The 16,864-nt window shown below is 42.1% G+C and carries 13 protein-coding genes; 2 read left to right on the top strand and 11 right to left on the bottom strand.

Annotation, left to right across the window (positions count from 1 at the left end):
* Window positions 1-18: 18 nt before the first annotated feature.
* Both ACHZCX_RS04975 and ACHZCX_RS04980 read left to right on the top strand, forming a co-directional pair.
* Window positions 19-678 carry a TrkA family potassium uptake protein gene (locus tag ACHZCX_RS04975; RefSeq protein WP_319586130.1) on the top strand — a complete coding sequence of 220 codons (660 nt, stop codon included), beginning with the start codon at window positions 19-21 and terminating at the stop codon, window positions 676-678.
* A 26-nt stretch (window positions 679-704) separates the two neighbouring features.
* The gene (locus ACHZCX_RS04980) at window positions 705-1,304 is read left to right on the top strand and encodes a hypothetical protein (RefSeq protein WP_319586131.1); all 600 of its coding nucleotides are present in this window, start codon (window positions 705-707) and stop codon (window positions 1,302-1,304) included.
* A gap of 94 nt (window positions 1,305-1,398) precedes the next feature.
* Here the strand turns inward: ACHZCX_RS04980 and ACHZCX_RS04985 are convergent, their stop codons facing one another.
* From ACHZCX_RS04985 to ACHZCX_RS05035, 11 genes are all read right to left on the bottom strand, one after another.
* Entirely contained in the window at window positions 1,399-3,912 is a 2,514-nt protein-coding gene (locus ACHZCX_RS04985) for a polysaccharide biosynthesis tyrosine autokinase (RefSeq protein WP_319586132.1), read from the bottom strand.
* 212 nt (window positions 3,913-4,124) lie between these two features.
* Window positions 4,125-5,153: a hypothetical protein gene (locus ACHZCX_RS04990; protein WP_319586133.1), complete on the bottom strand. Its 1,029-nt coding sequence runs from the start codon at window positions 5,151-5,153 to the stop codon at window positions 4,125-4,127.
* 8 nt (window positions 5,154-5,161) lie between these two features.
* Window positions 5,162-6,169: an NAD-dependent epimerase gene (locus ACHZCX_RS04995; RefSeq protein ID WP_319586134.1), complete on the bottom strand. Its 1,008-nt coding sequence runs from the start codon at window positions 6,167-6,169 to the stop codon at window positions 5,162-5,164.
* A gap of 104 nt (window positions 6,170-6,273) precedes the next feature.
* Complete coding sequence (locus tag ACHZCX_RS05000) at window positions 6,274-9,147, bottom strand: bifunctional fucokinase/fucose-1-phosphate guanylyltransferase (protein WP_319586135.1); 2,874 nt, start codon at window positions 9,145-9,147, stop codon at window positions 6,274-6,276.
* Window positions 9,148-9,765: 618 nt separating this feature from the next.
* A complete protein-coding gene (locus ACHZCX_RS05005; RefSeq protein WP_319586136.1) occupies window positions 9,766-10,242 on the bottom strand; it encodes an endonuclease domain-containing protein in 477 nt (158 codons plus the stop codon).
* A 183-nt stretch (window positions 10,243-10,425) separates the two neighbouring features.
* Window positions 10,426-11,352: a GDP-L-fucose synthase gene (locus tag ACHZCX_RS05010; RefSeq protein WP_319586137.1), complete on the bottom strand. Its 927-nt coding sequence runs from the start codon at window positions 11,350-11,352 to the stop codon at window positions 10,426-10,428.
* Between the two features lies 1 nt (window position 11,353).
* A complete protein-coding gene (gmd, locus tag ACHZCX_RS05015; RefSeq protein ID WP_319586138.1) occupies window positions 11,354-12,376 on the bottom strand; it encodes a GDP-mannose 4,6-dehydratase in 1,023 nt (340 codons plus the stop codon).
* A 44-nt stretch (window positions 12,377-12,420) separates the two neighbouring features.
* Window positions 12,421-13,014, bottom strand: coding sequence for a sugar transferase (locus tag ACHZCX_RS05020; protein WP_319586139.1), 594 nt, complete (start codon window positions 13,012-13,014; stop codon window positions 12,421-12,423).
* Window positions 13,007-13,951 carry an NAD-dependent epimerase/dehydratase family protein gene (locus ACHZCX_RS05025; protein WP_319588718.1) on the bottom strand — a complete coding sequence of 315 codons (945 nt, stop codon included), beginning with the start codon at window positions 13,949-13,951 and terminating at the stop codon, window positions 13,007-13,009. Before ACHZCX_RS05025 ends, ACHZCX_RS05020 begins: the two co-directional genes overlap by 8 nt.
* Window positions 13,952-14,353: 402 nt before the next feature.
* Window positions 14,354-15,589: a glycosyltransferase family 4 protein gene (locus tag ACHZCX_RS05030; protein WP_319586140.1), complete on the bottom strand. Its 1,236-nt coding sequence runs from the start codon at window positions 15,587-15,589 to the stop codon at window positions 14,354-14,356.
* 60 nt (window positions 15,590-15,649) lie between these two features.
* Complete coding sequence (locus ACHZCX_RS05035) at window positions 15,650-16,864, bottom strand: glycosyltransferase family 4 protein (RefSeq protein WP_319586141.1); 1,215 nt, start codon at window positions 16,862-16,864, stop codon at window positions 15,650-15,652.

Raw genomic sequence — 16,864 nt, forward strand, 5'->3', positions numbered from 1 at the left:
TTAGAATGGAGATAACATATGTATGTGATAATAGCCGGCGGTGGTAAAGTTGGACATTACCTTACGAGAGCGCTTGCAGATGCAGGACATGAAGTTTTGCTTATAGAAAAAGACCGGGCACGTGTTGACTATCTGGCAGAAGACCTGGGTGAGGCAGTTACATTCGGAGACGCATGTGAAGTCCGCACAATGCGCGAGACTGGCATGGAGCGGGCGGATGTAGTCGTCGCAGTTACCGGTGATGACGAAGATAATCTGGTTATATGCCAGTTATCTAAGAGCAAATTCCAGGTGCCAAGAGCGATATCAAAAGTGAACAACCCGGAGAATGACGGCATATTCAAAGCGCTTGGTATAGATACTACAGTGAGCAGCACAAGGATTATTTTCAATCTGATAGAGCAGCAGATCGAAACAGATCTGATCATCCCTCTGGCACCTCTTCAGAGGGGGAATATTGAGATTGTGGAGATCGACCTTGGTCCTGACTCCCCAGTTCTTGGCAAGAGAATCGGCAACATAGGACTTCCGGAAAACGCCCTGGTAATATCAATCGTCCGGGAAGGTCATGCAATATTGCCAAATATTGATGTAGAGTTCAAAGAGGGCGACAGTGTAATTGCACTTGTGAATGCTGATATGGAACCTGTACTCAGAGGCATATTCGCAGGCAACTAAACATCTTCTTTCATATGGGAGGTTAGATGAAGAAACGCAAGATCATCATTGTTATTGCTTCGATAATTGTTCTTACGATTATAATATTAGCAATTCTTTTGTTTCTGCCTTCATCTGAAGTTGGAAAGCCTGTTGTATTTTCATCAGATGATGAACGCACCCAAATCGCAACGACGCTCAATCAACATGCGATTTTATTTGAGAGTGCCCTGAGAAATCGGACAGCAAACCATGCATCACTTGATATTGATGAACGTGAACTGAATGCCTATATCCAGACATCGCCTGATATACAAAAGAAGATCCAGGATATCGGCGGCAAAGACGTTGTTGTGAAACTCCATAAAGACCGTATACTAGTGGGAATGAAAGTTCCGTATAAAGGAGCCATGTTTCCTTTATCAGCGATAGTCAATATACGGCAGGATTTGGGTAGAAAATTGATTGTGGATGTTACTGATGTCAAAATCGGTAGCTTTCCGGCACCTGAATCTCTGATAAACGCAGCATTAAGTAAGTCGATTAAGAATGGCAGCGTAGATCTACCGCCTGGAATTACAGACATAGAGTTTGGTGAAGGGAAAATCACGATGCAGGCAAATCCTGCCAGCATTCCTATGAGATAAAGCTTATTATAGTAAAATCCATATATTAGCAAAGAATTTAAAAAGGCGGGGGTTGATAATTTAATCAATCCCCGCCTTCACATTTCACATAACTCTACTTCGGTTTATTACTATCTTTACCTTTCGCTCCTCGTCTGCGTTTGACCTTTGAGTACTTTTCTCTATGTTCGCTATCTTGTGTGTAATCATAATTGTAGTAATAATAGTAGCTGTAATAGCTGTTATAGCCCTGCCGTCTAATCTCCATCCTGTTGAGTACAACACCGATGAGCGGCGCGTCAACCTGATTAAGGGCTCTCATAGCTATCTGCAGATGCGGTCGTAATGTTTGATCCATCGCGACAAGTAAGATCAAACCATCAACCAGTGTAGAGAGAACTTGGACATCACTCAAACCAACGCATGGAGGACAGTCAACAATTATAGTGTCATACATATCCCGAATCTGTTCGAAAATTTGATGACTTCTCTGAGAGTTAAGAATTTCGGTCGGGTTTGGCGGAATCGGGCCTGCAGGAAGCAGGAACAGATTTTCAACGCTTGTTTGCACAATCGCATCTTCCAGTTTGCATGTATTCGTAACTACATTGGTAAATCCAATATCCCTAGATACAGCTAACTTTCTATGCGCCGATGGACGTCTGAGATCGCAGTCTATCAAAAGCACTCTTTTGCCATCCATTGCCATCGCAACCGCCAGGTTTGTGGCTGTTGTCGATTTACCTTCACCTCGCCCCGGACTTGTAACTGCCAATAATTTAATCTCTCTATCAACCGATGAGAAAGATATATTGTTTCTTAGGATTCGATAACTTTCAAGCAGCAGCGAATTTCTATCGATATCACTGATGATGTTAGTTTCGCCTTCCGCTATCTCAGGAATCACTGAAAGAGTAGGAACCCCGGCAATCCGTTCTGCGGTAGCCTGGTCATGTAATCTAATATCGAGTTTCTCAGCGATAATTGCTACTGCTACAGAGAGCATACATCCAAGCAAGAAGAACAATACAGCATTTTTGGACTTATTTGGATATGTAGGACCTGTAGGCGATTTTGCTGTTGATATAATCTTGCCATTCTTCAATGTAGAATTTTGACTTAGTAAAAGCGTGTAATATTTTTGGGATATTAACTCATATGTATTATTTAATAAAGAAACTTCCTGCATCAGATTAGCAAGTTTACTTTGCTGTTCAGGTAACGCGGCTAACTCTTTCTTGCGGCCTTTGTATATAGAATCCATCGCGTTTAATCTTGCAGTATTTGCAGCAAGCATTGATATAGAGTCGGAATACTTTGCGGCTAAGGCACCATATATAGGATTATCAGACTCAGTTTCAGAACTGACTAATTTTTCAGCGATCTCTTTGAGTCTTGATTCTTCTGCCTTAATTTCGCCGTTCAGTGCTATCATCTCATCAGATGTAGGACGATATTCCTGCATCATTGATGCTCGTTTACTATTCAATTCATTTAGTTTAGCGATAACACCCTCAAAATCTGGATTGCGGGTTATCGTGCTGCTTGAAATGATCTTTTTCGACTGGCCGTTTAACTGAGTTTCAATATTGCCAATCTCTTTCTCATTTGCAGCTATATCTACTTTTACAGTATCAGTATCTGTCTGAAGTTTAGCCATATGTTCTGCAATTGCAGAAACCTGGGTTGATGCATCGATAATGCCGTTTCTCTCTTTGTATTTAGAAAGTTTTTCGTTTGCTACATCTAGAAGCTTTCGGAATTTCTCCATTTGAGAATTGGCATTATTCATAGCCTCTTCATTAGCAGACTGGTTATTATCTAAATCCTCTTTAAGATATGAGTTTGCGATATTGTTAGCAAATGCCGCAGCGGCAATTGGAGTATATGCCATAGCGGTAATTGATATTACATCCGTGTTCTTCTTTGAATCGACTCTATATGACCACTCTGGAGCATTCTTTTCCGAGGTGAATCCGTCATACAGCATCTTGTTATCATCGGTGCCGTTCTCAATTGCATAACCTGCTGCCAGGTTTTCGATTGAATCAAGATGCTCATTCTTACTATAGATGAGTGTTGCTACATGCTGACCGTTTTTGCCTAATAATTCATCACTGATCAGGTTGCCTTTTGAATCTTTGGTATGCTTCTTCTCTACAGTGCTATCCGCAACCAGATTACCGTCTAGATCATAAACTCTCTCATAGAACACTTTTCTTCCATCAGTGGTAATGATTTTTTCGCCCATCCGCATACTATGATAGGCTTTATCTATAAGGTCATGACTGGAAATAATCTCAACTTGTGTGTCAGTTGAGCGGCTTTTAGTAAGAGCTTGAAGATCATTTAGAAGGGGAATGCTGCTGCTTGATGCTGAACCGCCAGTATTGCTTGTTACAACTACAATTTTAGCAGTTGTCTGATAAATATGGGTTCTGGTCAGCGTGTAAATAGCTCCTAACATCAAAACTATTAACATTACAGCTATCATCAATCGATATCTTCTGAAGAGAATTCCTATGTATTCCTGGATATCAATTGTCTCGTATTCTGCGCCTACAGCGTCATCATGTACGACAGTTGTCTGAACTTGCTGATTCGTATTCCCGTTTTGTTCTTTTCGCATATTTTTTACACCACATTAGCTAATAATTTGATTACTATAATTCAAATGGATCTATACATTAACTACCAAACAATTATATTTACAAAGATAAATTCAAAAAGTAAAATAAGAATAAATATATTCGCCTTATGGCAAAATATTAACACTATTGTATTCTGATTGTCAATAAAATCTTATGTCAGAAGTATTGTAATGCCATTTACATCTAAAGACTAATTTTCCCAAACTCTCAATCCATGACGGCTAAGATATATTGTTATATTCCGATATAGCTTGTTTTCCTGTTCGATCTCTTTAATCAGATCACGTTTTGTAAAGCTCATTGAACCACACAGTAAGGTGATTGAACCGCCGTCACCGCCTGCACCGTTGACCTTCCATCCCACAGCACCATGATCTTTCGCAATCTCAATGATCTTTCGAGCATCTTCACCAACAAGTGCCGGATTGAGATTCTGTTGGGCTTCGGTGTTCTGGATCATAGATTGCCCAAGTGCCAGGAAATCACCTTTGTATAACGCATCTCTTGCTATTGGAGCAGTCTTCCGCAAATCGCACATCTTCTTGCAATCCGGACCTTCATTCTCCAAATGTTTGATAACCTGCTCATGCACTCTAGATGAACTGTGCGACTTCCCCAGGTATATCAGAACAAGTCGTCTTTCCAGTTCCCACCAGATCGAGTCAGGCACATTGATCTGAGATACACTTGCATAAGGATAGTCAAACATCTCAATGTAGTTGATACCGCCGTATGCGGCGCTTAACTGATCCTGTATGCCGCATTGCTGATTGAGCATCTCTGTTTCAACTTTATGAGCCAGATGCGCAACCTCATGCGGAGTCAGACGTCCCGGAGTAAGCCGGTCTAGAGCCCCAATTAAAGCTACCGTAACAGCCGCGGATGTTCCGGTAGATCCGCCGGCAGGTGCTTCAGAGAAAATTGTTACGCTGATAGATATATCAGTTGGCACATTCATCTTCTCAATAGCCGCTGCAATAAGCGGATGTTTATCATATCCGAGCCGTTCTCTGTTTACAATGTATTGTTCGCCATAGTTTTCGGCATATATCGATATATCAGGTTTACCATCCTGCAGAGGCATAACTTCAATCTGCACCTCGGCATATGGGTATACAGCAATATTAAAAATATTCCCGTATTTGGCGAACCAGGTATCAGTCCACCCGCCGTTATCACATATGCGAATAGGAGCCACACTGTTAATAATTCTACGCATGATCTCTTTTACACCTGATAATATTCTCTATACCAGCTTATAAACCTGGAGATTCCGGTTTCTATGGAAGTATTCGGTTTGAAACCTACATCTCGAATTAACGCTTCTACATCAGCAAAAGTTGCCGGGACATCACCGGGTTGAAGCGGAAGCATATTTTTTTCCGCGGTTTTACCCAGACATTTTTCGATAGTTTCGATGAAATGCATCAAATCTACCGGGCTACTGTTCCCAATATTATAAACTTTATACGGTGCGCTGCTCGATCCGGTTGAAGATGATTCGGCAGACCACTGCGGATCGGGTTGGGGTATATTATCGAGAACGCGTATTACCCCTTCTACTATATCATCAATGTATGTGAAGTCACGCTTCATCTTGCCATAATTAAAGACATCGATTGGTTTGCCTTCAAGAATCGAACGAGTGAAAAGGAAGAGTGCCATATCCGGCCGTCCCCATGGACCATATACCGTGAAAAACCGCAATCCTGTGGTAGGAAGGCTGTAGAGATGGCTGTATGTGTGCGCCATCAGTTCGTTTGCTTTTTTAGTCGCCGCATATAGGCTCACTGGATGGTCCACATTGTCATCTACACTGAACGGCATCTTAGTGTTAGAGCCGTATACTGAGCTTGATGACGCATATACAAGATGCTCAACGTTATTATGCTGGCAACCCTCGAGGATGTTTGTGAATCCAACCAGGTTAGAGTTAATGTACGCATATGGATTGATGAGCGAATATCGAACTCCGGCTTGTGCGGCAAGGTTGATAACCCGTTCTGGTTTGATATCGGCAAAAAGCTGAGTAATAGCGCTTGTATCTGAGATATCTACCTTATGAAAACTGAATTTATCTCTTCCGTTTAACATAGATAGACGTGTTTCTTTGAGATTTACATCATAATAATCATTCAGGTTATCAATCCCGATAACCTCATCGCCGCGTTCAAGCAGACGTTTTGTTGTATGATAACCAATGAAACCGGCTGCTCCGGTAAGTAAAACTCTCATGTACAACCCAATCTATCAATATATTTTCGGATGTCTATTTGTAAAAACGATTATCTATTAAAAGTCTGTACTGATATTATAACACAATATATAAGCAATATCAGTCAACTTTTCGTTATCTCAAGCCCTGTATCAGATATATATGGCTCAACAAATCTTGATAGCTTATTCGGCGGGGAATCCAGCAATTGTTTTCGAACTCTTCGGGCGGCTTCTTCATCTTTCGCAATCATGTAGATGTATCCGCCGCCTCCGGCGCCTGGCAGAGCTGCGCATGACAGGTAGTCAGATACACTATTGATTATAGACTCCACTTGAGGCGGATTTGTTCCAGAATCAAGAGCTTGTTTTAGTTCCCAGCAATGGTTTATAGAACGGCAATATGAATCCCAGTCGTTTTTCTGGATGCAGTCAAAGGTATCTATCGCATGATCACCGATGTCTTTCAAGATGCTCAATTGCCTTCTTGAGTTCAGGAACATCCCTCTTACAATATCTTGAAGGATATTCTTCGCCATACGGGTCAACCCGGTATAATACAGCATCGATACGTCTTGTGTGTTACGATTTTTAAACATCATATCAGGAAGCCATTTTAGTGTGGGATTCTGGATAATCCCCGGAACCGTCTCACTCAGTTTTATACCCGGAAACACCCCGCCAACCTGGTCCTGCCATCCGCCGCCTGTTGTAAGCATCTGTTCAAGGGCAAGTGTCCGTATAATGATATCATGTTTATTCCAGCCTGATCTGCATAGTTCATTAAGCGCTCCAAGTATCGTTGCCGCCAGGATGCTGCTTGTTCCCAATCCTGAACCTGCTGGGATTGCTGACAGGAGTGATATTTCGATTCCGCCGCCGAAATCACTCAACTGACTTTCTAAATTGGGGTACCGGGTTCCTGTATGGAATTCGGGTAGAAATCCAACGATTGCCAAAGCTGCCTTCGCAAGGGCAAACTCGCTGCCGGGCTGGGCAAAAGTGCGGATATCATCATAATCTTCAATCCTCTGGTCGACACCCATATCGATTGACCGTATCACGATTTCCATCTTTTTGCTAAGTTTTGCGAATACCTGAACCGGTGGCTGGCCATTCAGGTTACAAGCCAGATTCACAACCCGACCACCATGTTCGATGCAGTATGGAGGCGTGTCGGTCCACCCGCCGGCGATGTCTATTCGCACCGGACTTCTGCCCCATACAATCTGATCTTGCTGGATGCCGCATACAGGGATACTCATCGGAGTGGAAGTCGCAGAGATTATCGACTCACGAAGTTCTTTGAAAGCATAACTCTCAAACTCATGCCAGTTTGTATTACCCTGATATCGACTAAAATAAGCATGGAACATATTTATGTGAATGGACTTTAGAGCATTTGTGGATTTAGCTTTATAATCGACGACATCATCTGTATGAGAGATCGTTTCTGCTGTATCTGCAAGATCCAGCCTTGAAAAGATACTGCTATCAGCATTTCGATAAAGATATGATATGGCTGATTGCCGATATTTAGATTGCTGTTCGATAAGGCGTTTCACATTGGCGCCGGATCTAAGATCCTCAGACGACATTTTTTTACAATGCATATAGAGATCAGCATGAACAGCATCAGTCATTGGTTCAGAAGATATCAACCAGTTAATGAATTTGCCACTGATATCTTTATACTGTAGAACAGGAAATATACGAGCGGATATGATATCTCCAGCATCGATGGCGTTGTACGAAAGCCCATGATTATCGAGCCAAGAAGCAATCGGATTGCCCATGAATCCGGTTGCTGGATCTGCGGTATCACCTCGGAATTCATCATCAATATGATAAAATCGGATACAAAATTTATCGTCATAAACAGGTACAATATCGAGACAGATGCCTTCTGCTAACGAAATATCCCATGAGTTTACGGGGATGCCGGTAATCACATGTTGATTCTTTATGTGCCATGAATTGTTAATGGCTGAATTCTCAATCCACAGAGTATGATTGGCGCTGGATCTGTCAGCAATACGATTCGGTGTATTGAGGATGAATTGATCCGGATGGGCGTTCGGATTCCATCCTGATGCCATCCCTCTGTTCTGGATAGCCGTCATAGACTCTATCAGTTGCCTGCTTGTACCAAGATGATAGAATTCCGGCGACGGCAGCGATACTACGCGAGATTTAAGCTGTATGATATCATCATCAGCCTTATGTGGATGATTGCCAAGAGATAATCCAAGTCCTGAATACAGTTCATATTTATCCGGGAAATCATTGGTGAATTTCTCATTTACTGAATCCCACCCGCATTTAGACATAAGCGTCATCACAGCGTTCTCTGAGAGCAGCCATATACCAGTATCAACCAGAAAATCATACTGATCCACTAACTGTTCAATCTCAGATGAATCCGGTTTTTGAAGGAAGAATTCAACATCAGAAGAACCGATTTTATTAGTGAAGAAGACACCGAAGCACTCTGCCTGTTGAGGTGATACAGTCATTCCCATGGCGATTACATCGGCAGGTTGAAGCGAAGGGATGTCTTTACCAAATTTTAGCAGCACATCACCGCTTGTTACCATTGCGACGATATTATCAGGTATATGGTCCAAAATGCGCTGATAATCAGGAAGTTGAACATCAATGAGTGTTTGGCGTAGAGACTCCCCGATCGAGTTACGCGAGACAGGCATCGGTATGAATGGCTTCCCTACCGGCGAATATGCCGGAAGGCGTCTGCTCTGTCCACCGCCGTGGACGATCAGCTTTGTTGACATATGTAGCCAATCAATGAATGAGATATCCGGGTCTGTCTGCCTCCAGCATTCAGCCAGGAGGTATGCTGTGCCGCCGCCCGATCCCAGTTTCTTGCCGGAAGGATCGCTTGCAGTGAACCATTCAGCCTTATCCGGAAACAACTCTTTAAACTCGGAATTAAGAGCTTCAGGCAGCGATACCAGAACCTCATGTTTTTTATTATTCATCCATACCATCCGGTTCAAACATTCTAAAATGTTGTCTGTGCGAGAGTCTTTTTACCCCACCTGCCTCCCCTTGTAAAGGGGAGGTTCTAGTCTTAGTGCTTATGGGAATAGAGACCTGCGTTATGAGTTTTACAGTGTTCAATAAACTAGTTTTTTGGCTCTTGAACTAATTTTTTGAACATAATCTTTAAAAGTTGCCCAGTCAAAGAACCTCCCCTTTATAAGGGGAGGCAGGTGGGGTACAACTCAGCTGCCTCCAGTCTCAATATGCTTCGAAATATCTCTCAAATTATCTAATAATATGCTTTCCATAAGCAGCCAATAGACATCTATTATACATGAGCTAACTTCATATTGACGAAAAGTTTTCCATCAAACCTGTTGTAATACGATGTCATAGATTGACCTAGTGCGAAGGTCTTTTTACCCCACCTGCCTCCCCTTGTAAAGGGGAGGTTCTAGTTTTGGTGCTTATGGGAATAGAGACCTGCGTTATCAGTTTTACGGTGTTCAATAAACTAGTTTTTTGGCTCTTGAACTAATTTTTTGAACATAATCTTTAAAAGTTGCCCAGTCAAAGAACCTCCCCTTTATAAGGGGAAGCAGGTGGGGTACAACTCAGCTGCCACCAGTCTCAATATGCTTCGAAATATCTCTCAAAATATCAAGTAATACGCCTTCTAGATTATCTCTCACTTCTTCATTTTTATATCTTAGAAAATGTATCGCGAAATTCTCGATGTAATTTTGTCTTCTTATATCTTTCTTTGGATTATCATCTTCACCATGACTATCACCATCAATCTCAATAGCAAGCTTAATAAGTGGACAATAGAAATCTATTACATATGGACCAACTCCATATTGTCGGCGGAATTTCACACCTAATTGGTTTCGATTGATCTTGCTCCAGATGATTTTCTCGAAATCATTGATCTTTGATCTCAATGTACGTCTTAAAGATTTTCCATCAGACCTGTTGTAATATGATGTCATAGATTTGCCTAATGCGGAGGTCTTTTTACCCCACCTGCCTCCCCTTATAAAGGGGAGGTTCTGGTTTTGGTTGCTTATGGGAATAAAGACCTGCACCATGATTATTTTACCACGTTAGGAAAACTAATTTTTTTACTTCAAAGCTGCATTTCAGAACATATTTTTATCAGTCACCCAGCTAAAGAACCTCCCCTTTATAAGGGGAGGCAGGTGGGGTAAAACTCAGCTTCCGCCAAAAGACTAAAACTAACATATCAAGTGCTCAACATATGAAATCGCAAACTAGAGACTATTTTTGTACCACTCAAAGGCTGATGCTATTCCATCACGCAATCCAATCTGCGGACTCCAGCCAAGAGCTTTGATTCGTAACACATCCAGAAGTTTTCTTGGGGTTCCATCCGGTTTGGTTGAGTCAAATACTATCTGTCCACGGTAATCAACAACATCAGCGATCATCTCGGCAAGTTCTCTTATGGTGATATCTTCGCCGGTTCCAACATTCAAGAACGAATCACCGCTATATGTCTCCATCACATGCACTGCCGCCGATGCCAGATCATCCACATGAAGGAACTCACGCATTGGCGTTCCTGTGCCCCATATCACGATTTCCGATGCGCCATTCAATTTGGCTTCATAGAACCTGCGAATCAACGCCGGCATTACATGTGAGTTTTCAAGATCGAAGTTATCGCCCGGACCATAAAGGTTTGTCGGCATGAGAGATACAGTATTGAAGCCATACTGGAATTTGTATGCATCGCACATCTTCATCCCGGCAATCTTCGCGATGGCGTATGCATCATTGGTTGACTCAAGCGGTCCGGTCATCAGGTACTCTTCCTTGATCGGTTGAGGCGCCATACGAGGGTAGATGCACGATGACCCAAGGAACATCAGCTTCTCTACGCCATTCCTGTATGCGGCATCTATCACATTTGTCTGGATGAGTAGATTATCTCTGATGAAATCAGCGGGAAAGGTACTGTTTGCCTTTATTCCACCGACTTTCGCTGCGGATAGAAATACGTAATCCGGTTTTTCAACGTCAAAGAACAGATCGACATCGGCCTGGATTGTGAGATCAAGTTCATGATGAGCTCGATGAATCGTGTTTGTGTAACCATCTGCAATGAGTCTGCGCAATATCGCCGATCCAACAAGACCTCTATGTCCTGCTACGAATATTTTCCCATCTTTACGCATATTATCTCTTCTTTCTGGCTTCTAACACGATTTTGTCATTGTGTGCGATCTCCAGATCGTTTTCTACCATCATTTTGATTAATTCTTCAAATGAGACTTTTGGTTCCCAGCCAAGGGTTTCACGAACTTTGGAGTAATCACCTTTCAAATAATCCACTTCCGCCGGACGGTAATATCGAGGATCTATCTCAACATACTCTTTCCAGTCCATATCCAGGATCTTGAAAGCAAGCTCAACAAGCTCTTTTACTGTATGGGATTTCCCGGTTGCCACAACATAATCATCCGGCGTATCATGTTGAAGCATCATCCACATAGCCTCAACGAAGTCACCTGCAAATCCCCAGTCGCGGTAACTATCCAGATTCCCCATGTAGAGCTTATCCTGAAGCCCCATCTTGATTCGAGCGGCAGCCCTGGTAACTTTCCTTGTGGCGAAAGTCTCTCCCCTACGAGGAGATTCATGATTGAACAAGATACCGTTGCATACAAACATGTTGTAGCTTTCACGATAGTTTACCCCATACCAGTAGGCAGCAACCTTCGAAACAGCATATGGACTTCTAGGATGAAACTGCGTATTCTCGCTTTGAGGCGGAGGCGCCGCACCAAACATCTCAGATGACGATGCCTGGTAGATGCGGACATCCTGGCCGGAGATATTTATGTAGTCACGCGCGGCTTCAAGCAGTCTTAGAGCGCCGGTTGCCACTATGTCGGCTGTATATTCCGGCTGATCGAAACTGACGCGCACATGAGACTGTGCACCGAGGTTGTATATCTCATCCGGCTGGACTTTCTCAATCACCCGCCTAAGGTTGGTTCCATCTGCCAGATCACCGTAATGGAGGAAAAATTTGTTATCAGGGGTATGGTCATCAGTGAACAGGTGATCTACCCGTTCAGTGTTGAATACTGAAGAGCGTCTCTTAATCCCATGGACTTCATAGCCCTTATCAAGAAGTAGTTCTGCCAGATATGAACCATCCTGGCCTGTTACGCCGGTTATTAATGCTTTTTTCATATATATTACCTGTTGTTGTTTATTTTAAGCCGATCAGACAGATTTTACTTGTTTCCTTTGGCTGTAAATATAGTTGTAAATGTTCGTATAACGATAATAAAATCGAACAGGAAGCTGACTTTCTTCGCGTATTCAGCATCGAGTCTCACTTTAGTTTCAACACTGATATCATCTCTGCCGTTGATCTGCGCCCAACCTGTAATACCCGGTTTCAGCCATTCTACATCACATTGCTTTCTGAGATCATTTACATCAGTCTGAGTAGGAAGTGCAGGTCTTGGTCCAACAAAACTCATCTCACCTTTAATGACATTGAAAAACTGAGGCAGTTCATCAAAGCTGCCCTTACGCAAGATTGGTCCAAGTTTCGTGTATGGATCTATTTCAAGTTTCTGAATCTCTTCTGTAGGAAGCACCGGAGCATCTATCTTCATTGTCCTGAACTTGTATATCGTGAACGGTTTCTCATTCACACCAACCCGCAATTGCCGATAGATAACAGGACCACGTGAATCAAGCCTGATCATCAGGGCAATCAGTAGCATTGGGATACCCAGGATGATCAGCAATATAACAGCCATGACAAAATCGATTATGGCTTTGATTATTAGATAAAGCTTTTTACTTGTTTTATGCATTATTATTTTTCGTTTGTTTGAGATATGCCATCGCGATTTTCTCTGCGGCGGCATCTAAATTGAATGGCGGAGTATAACCGGTTGCCTTGCGGAATTTATCTATAGAATATGAAACTGTAGTTGTAAGCGTATGAAGTCTTCCTCTATCCAACAACGGAGTTCCATGTCTTAATGAAGCTGCCGTTTCTGCCAGTCTTGCCGCAATATAAGCAACAGCATAAGGAACAGGAATTATCTTTACATTTATTCCCGCTGCTTTTGCGATTGAGCGAACGATTGATTTAAGAGTGTAGGATTCAGAATCACCGATGATGAATATCTGCCCGTATGTGCTGTCCCTGCCGATGCACAACTCTACACATCGAGCAATATTGCCGATATATGTGAATGGTATCTTTGCGGAACCACCCATAGGAAGCGGAACTGTCTTTTTCGATATGATACGGCAGAGAGTGTTAGCTAATCCACGGCCTTCGCCGAATACCGACGTCGGCCTAAGAATCGTTATCGGGATATCATTCATGAATCCGGTCAGGATTTTCTCGCCTTCGAGTTTACTTTCGGCATACGGCGAGTCTACCGGCTTCATCATCTTCTCGGTGATACCTTCGCCTTCAAGGCGTCCCATTGCCGCTACACTGCTGATATGTATCAGTTGTGCGGCTTTCATCTCTTTACAGACTTCGGCAAGGTTTCTAACACCATCGACATTAATGGATTGGAAAAGCGCTCTTCCATGTTCGGTTGTATCAGTGGCGTTTGCATATCCGGCGGCGTTGATCACCACATCACCCGGTTGAATAACCTGACGCAAGCTGTCAGGATTGGTAAAGTCAGCCTGTTCCAGCGTGGGTGCGATGATATCCTGTTTAATAAATTTCAACAGGTTTGATCCAACAAATCCACATTCGCCAAATAGTATAATTCTAATGGTAATATTCCTTTGAGTTTTTTAATAGTTCTACACAATGCCTGGTAATTCAGCTTTCACACGATACTTTGCTTGCACCCTCTTTTGGTAAGTAATGCTCAATCTATAAACGATGTCATTCCAGACTCCGATCTGGAATCCAGGAGGGTAACATACAGAACCATATTTCCGCCATTATCACTCATCTACAAGTGATTTCACGAGTAAAACCGCTTATACGGGTTATCCAACAAGTATTGTCTCTACGATGATTATTTAAAATTCTTTTACTGCCTTTCCTGGATTCCAGATCGAGTCTGGAATGACAATACGCGTCAATTGAGACGTACATACACACAGTTTCACCACTCGTTCACATTGTCTCATCAAACCCATTATCATGCTAACATGCAGGATTTTCATTGTCAATTAGGCGATGTTATCGTTAGCTTTCAGTATACTGAGAAATGTTTCATGATACTGTTCTGCGATTTTAGGCAATATATATTTCTCAAGGAAGATGGATCTTGCATTTTTACCCATATCACTACGAAGGGTTTCATCTTCATAAAGTCTTGAAAAAGCATCAACCAGCGCTGACGGATTTCCGTGATCTACCTGGATGCCGCATTTGGCTTCATCCAGAACCATCGCAACTTCAGAGTCTTTACTCAACAAAGCAACTATGGGTCTACCTGAAGCAAGGATGTTATACATCTTGCTTGGAACTCCCAACCCTTCCATTCCGGGTTCAAGCGATATTATCGACACATCGGCTGAACAGAGAAGGTCGCCCAGGTCTTCCGGCGGCACATGAGTAAACATGCGGATATTATCAAGCTTCATTTCCTCAGCGCGGGTTCTGATGTAATCTTTTTTTGCACCTTCGCCTACAAAAGCGAAAGTGATGTCTGGATGTATTTTTGATAGAGTAGATGCAGCATCGAGTAGATCATCAAAATTCTGGAATTTGCCAAGGTTTCCGGCATACAGAATGACGAATCCATCGAGTGTGTTCTCTTTGCGGAATTTCGTGTTGGTGTCAGTTGGAGTTACCGTATCAGGATCCGACCAGTTGGTGATTACTTCGATTCTGGATTCAGGCAGATGATACGCTTTCCCCAGATACTTCTTCATGCAGCGCCCCAGAACAACTACTCTATCGGCGGCATGAAGCCATTTATTCTGAATCAACCTGCTTAATCCGGCGATCAAGCCGTCAGCCGGTAAAGAGCCCAATCGAACAGGTACATCCGGATGCAGATCATGTATCAGATATACAAAAGGTGTATGTTTGAAAAGTTTTGTCCACCATGCGGCTTCGGCAAGCATCGGCGGATTTGTAACAACGAAGACGATATCGTACTTGGTTCTGAAAAGCAGTTTCCAGAATGCTAGTTTGGTAAACAGTATGCCATATAAAAGCCGCTTTACCGTAGATTCCTGTTTAGTAGGAGGGCAGTTGATTCTTGTGATGCGTATACCGTTCCAATCCTCTTTCGGTATGCAGCATTCTCCACCTCGATAAAGGTTCTTGCTTGTAATGACATCAATATCAACATCCTGATAATTATCTTTTAGATATCTACACAAATTTGACAGCACTGTTCCGGTGCTGCCCATGTTATCAGGATAGAAATATTCAGATAGCAGGCATATTTTCATATTGGGTCTTTCAGTAACTGGTTATGTTCATAATCCTGGATAAAACTTCTTATTGTAGTCCTAAACACTACCAGATCCAGCGTTATTAGATCTGGAAATCGCTGATTCATATATAGCCATCAACTGCTTATAATTTATCTCTGAAGTATAATGATTTAAATATTGATTATAGGCAGATTCAGACATGACTAACCATTCTTCATGAGATAATCTGACTACTTGCTCTAACTTACTCTTTAACGAGTCATTATCTCCGCTATTAAAGAAATATCCGGTAACATTATCTTCAACAATATTCAAGAATGGACCATGATTGGGAATAACAACCGGAATCTTTGATGCAAATGCTTCCAGTATTACCATTGGGAATCCCTCATACCAGCGTGAAGGTAAAACCAGAAACTGACTTTCATTAAGCAGACTTCTAACTTCATCATGAGGAATAAAACCAAGCCATTCGATATTTTCGCAATTTTTACTCAATTCCTCTAGTTTTGATCTGTCAGGCCCATCGCCGATAATAATCAGTTTGTAATCTCCAGGATCCATCTGCATCCATGCATTAATCAGCAGATCTACTCCTTTGTGAGATTGAATGCGTCCAACAAAAACAACTTTGTGTTTTCTATTACCAGACATATCAGGCACACAAATATCAGAGATGAAATTCGGTTTAACAAAAAGATTCGTCACCGGCAGATAAGTTCGAGCAAAAACTGATTTTGCGAAATCACTTAGAACTATGATTGAATCAACTTTTCTATTAAATGTTTTTAATGCTCTATGAAATAACTGAGACGCAATTATAAATATGGTTATAGTAAACGATTCTGCGTATTTACAATTATGCTTTATTGCTGCAAACGGCAAATGACCAACACACAACTCACATGGTTTGCCATCGCGAAGCAACATAGCGTTTGGACAGATCAAACGATAATTATGGAGCGTCATAACAACAGGAACACCAGCTACCTTAGCAGCCCACAATATACTTGGACTCAATAGTGGGAAAAAGTTATGGACATGTATTACATCGGGGTGAATTTCATTAATGATTTTTTTTGCTTTTGAATATGATCCGGTAGACCAGATGAAACCCATCAACGCTAGCAGTTTTCTTAATGGTGATGCATTTTTCAAACCACCAGTGTTTTCTTTCCATTGATACACATTATGACCATGGTTACGCATCAATTCAAATTCTGCATCGAGAACGGTATCTTCACCGCCACGCCCAGACATATATTCATTGTGGATTTGTAAAACTTTCAA

Source organism: uncultured Desulfobulbus sp., from assembly GCF_963662935.2.
Classification (GTDB): domain Bacteria; phylum Desulfobacterota; class Desulfobulbia; order Desulfobulbales; family Desulfobulbaceae; genus Desulfobulbus.

Excerpts from the sequence above, each read along its gene's own strand:
- ACHZCX_RS05005 (WP_319586136.1), bottom strand. The coding sequence starts at position 10,242 with ATGGTGCAGGTCTTTATTCCCATAAGCAACCAAAACCAGAACCTCCCC.
- ACHZCX_RS04995 (WP_319586134.1), bottom strand. The coding sequence starts at position 6,169 with ATGAGAGTTTTACTTACCGGAGCAGCCGGTTTCATTGGTTATCATACA.
- ACHZCX_RS05010 (WP_319586137.1), bottom strand. The coding sequence starts at position 11,352 with ATGCGTAAAGATGGGAAAATATTCGTAGCAGGACATAGAGGTCTTGTT.
- ACHZCX_RS04975 (WP_319586130.1), top strand. The coding sequence starts at position 19 with ATGTATGTGATAATAGCCGGCGGTGGTAAAGTTGGACATTACCTTACG.
- ACHZCX_RS04980 (WP_319586131.1), top strand. The coding sequence starts at position 705 with ATGAAGAAACGCAAGATCATCATTGTTATTGCTTCGATAATTGTTCTT.
- gmd (WP_319586138.1), bottom strand. The coding sequence starts at position 12,376 with ATGAAAAAAGCATTAATAACCGGCGTAACAGGCCAGGATGGTTCATAT.
- ACHZCX_RS04990 (WP_319586133.1), bottom strand. The coding sequence starts at position 5,153 with ATGCGTAGAATTATTAACAGTGTGGCTCCTATTCGCATATGTGATAAC.
- ACHZCX_RS05020 (WP_319586139.1), bottom strand. The coding sequence starts at position 13,014 with ATGCATAAAACAAGTAAAAAGCTTTATCTAATAATCAAAGCCATAATC.
- ACHZCX_RS05030 (WP_319586140.1), bottom strand. The coding sequence starts at position 15,589 with ATGAAAATATGCCTGCTATCTGAATATTTCTATCCTGATAACATGGGC.
- ACHZCX_RS04985 (WP_319586132.1), bottom strand. The coding sequence starts at position 3,912 with ATGCGAAAAGAACAAAACGGGAATACGAATCAGCAAGTTCAGACAACT.
- ACHZCX_RS05000 (WP_319586135.1), bottom strand. The coding sequence starts at position 9,147 with ATGAATAATAAAAAACATGAGGTTCTGGTATCGCTGCCTGAAGCTCTT.